The sequence below is a fragment of the Brevundimonas sp. genome (assembly GCF_041648615.1).
In the GTDB taxonomy this organism is placed as follows: domain Bacteria; phylum Pseudomonadota; class Alphaproteobacteria; order Caulobacterales; family Caulobacteraceae; genus Brevundimonas.
This window is the reverse complement of sequence record NZ_JBAZOS010000097.1, coordinates 1-2573: the sequence shown is the minus strand read 5'-3', so window position 1 is coordinate 2573 and position 2573 is coordinate 1. Positions and strand designations below refer to the sequence as shown.

Below are 2573 nucleotides of genomic sequence, written 5' to 3'. Positions count from 1 at the left end.
GACCCGAACGTCCAGGGCATCCTGGTCAACATCTTCGGCGGCATCATGAAGTGCGACGTCATCGCCGAGGGCGTGGTCGCGGCCGTGAAGGAAGTGGGCCTGAAGGTGCCGCTGGTCGTCCGCCTCGAGGGCACCAACGCCGAACTGGGCAAGAAAATCCTCAACGAGTCGGGCCTGACCATCCAGGCCGCCGACGACCTCGACGACGCCGCCCAGAAGATCGTCGCGGCGGTCGGCTGAGGCTCATGCCTCGCCAACCGACCGTCCCGCTGACCGAATAATCAGAGCAGACCCCATGTCCATCCTCGTCGACAAGAACACCAAGATCATCGTCCAGGGCCTGACCGGCAAGACCGGCGGCTTCCACACCGAACAGGCCCTGGCCTATCACGGCACCCAGATGGTCGCCGGCGTCCACCCGACCAAGGGCGGCACGAACTGGACGGGCTCGCACGGCGAGACCCTGCCGATCTACGCCTCGGTGGCCGAAGCCAAGGACGCCACGGGCGCCAACGCCTCGGTGATCTATGTCCCGCCGTCGGGCGCCGCCGCAGCGATCATCGAGGCCATCGACGCCGAGATCCCCTTCATCACCTGCATCACCGAAGGCATCCCGGTGATGGACATGGTCAAGGTCAAGCGTCACCTCGAAGGCTCCAGCTCGCGCCTGCTCGGCCCGAACTGCCCCGGCGTCCTGACCCCGGACGAATGCAAGATCGGCATCATGCCGGGCTCCATCTTCAAGAAGGGCTCGGTCGGCATCGTCTCGCGTTCGGGCACCCTGACCTATGAGGCCGTGTTCCAGACGACCAACGAAGGCCTGGGCCAGACCACGGCCGTCGGCATCGGCGGCGACCCGGTCAAGGGCACCGAATTCATCGACATGCTGGAGATGTTCCTGGCCGACGATGAGACGACCTCGATCATCATGATCGGCGAGATCGGCGGCGGCGCCGAGGAAGACGCCGCCCAGTTCCTGATCGACGAAGCGAAGAAGGGCCGCAAGAAGCCGATGGCCGGCTTCATCGCGGGACGGACGGCGCCCAAGGGCCGCACCATGGGCCACGCCGGCGCCGTCGTCTCGGGCGGCAAGGGCGATGCGGAATCCAAGATCGCCGCCATGGAAGCCGCCGGCATCCGCATGTCGGAATCGCCGGCTCGCCTCGGCAAGACGCTGGTGGAAGTGCTGAAAGGCTGAGCCCTTCAGAACGCGTCACGGCATCGCTGCATGCCGCAATGACATCGAAAGCGCCTCCGGTTTCGGCCGGGGGCGTTTTTCTTTGCGACTTCTGGCAATTTCCTGCCCTTTCGCCCCCATTCGGTCATGACCGATCAGGAAACAGCGCCTATATGATCAGCGCCGCCTTCACGCAGATGTGACCGTGAAGGCTCAAGGGACGAAGAGAACGATGGCGGACGATGCCGGTCGGCTGAACCAGGTCTTTGCCGAGACCAGCTTCCTTTACGGCTCGAACGCCGCCTTTATCGAAGGGCTGCACGAGAAGTGGGCCGCAGACCCCGGTTCCGTCTCCGCCGAATGGCGCGCCTTCTTCGACCAGCTGAAGGACAATGCCGCCGCCGTCACCGCCTCGGCCCAGGCCGGCGGCTGGGGCCGCAAGGGCGCGGCCGAACCGACGGAGGAGACCGGCGTCTTCGACGGCCGCTGGCCGGCTCCGAAGCCTGACCCGAAGGCCGTTGCGAAGCCGGCGCCTGCCGCAGCCGCCGCTCCGGCCGGTCCGATCGACGTCACCGCCGAGGCCGTGCGCGTCGCCGCCCATGATTCCATCCGCGCCCTGATGCTGATCCGCGCCTATCGCGTGCGCGGCCACCTGCAGGCGACGCTCGATCCGCTGGGCATCGAACAGCCGACGGACAATCCCGAGCTGACGCCGGAATTCTATGGTTTCGCCGAGGGAGACCTGGATCGTCCGATCTTCCTCGACGGCGTCATGGGGCTGCAGACGGGTACGATCCGCGAGGTCCTGGCCCTGCTGAAGCGCACCTACTGCGGCAACATCGGCATCCAGTATATGCATATCGCCGAGCCGGACGAGAAGTCCTGGCTCCAGCAGAGGTTCGAGGGGCCCGACAAGTTCGAGGCCAACGCCTTCACCAAGGAAGGCAAGATCGCCATCCTGAACAAGCTGATCGAGGCCGAGGGCTTCGAGCGGTTCCTGCACAAGAGTTTCCCCGGCACCAAGCGGTTCGGCCTGGATGGCGGCGAGGCCATGGTTCCGGCGCTGGAGCAGGTCATCAAGCGCGGCGGCCAGCTGGGCGTCGACGAGATCGTGCTGGGCATGGCCCACCGCGGTCGCCTGAACACGCTCGCGGCTGTGATGGGCAAGCCCTACAAGGTCATCTTCCACGAGTTCCAGGGCGGCTCGGCCGTGCCCAGCGACATCGAGGGTTCGGGCGACGTCAAATATCACATGGGCGCCTCGTCGGACCGCGAGTTCGATGGCAACAAGGTCCACCTGTCGCTGACCGCCAACCCCTCGCACCTCGAGATCGTCAACCCGGTCGTGCTGGGCAAGGCGCGCGCCAAACAGGCGTTCGACATCCGCGAGGCCAAC

The 2573-nt window shown here is 66.0% G+C and carries 1 protein-coding gene and 2 pseudogenes; all 3 read left to right on the top strand.

From position 1 onward, the window contains the following. Positions 1 to 240: pseudogene (sucC, locus tag WC555_RS15720) on the top strand (succinate--CoA ligase subunit beta); the annotation flags it as partial. Positions 241 to 295: 55 nt separating this feature from the next. Then, the gene (gene sucD, locus WC555_RS15715; RefSeq protein WP_373255079.1) at positions 296 to 1198 is read left to right on the top strand and encodes a succinate--CoA ligase subunit alpha; all 903 of its coding nucleotides are present in this window, start codon (positions 296 to 298) and stop codon (positions 1196 to 1198) included. 211 nt (positions 1199 to 1409) lie between these two features. Then, positions 1410 to 2573, top strand: a pseudogene (gene sucA / locus WC555_RS15710) (2-oxoglutarate dehydrogenase E1 component); the annotation flags it as partial.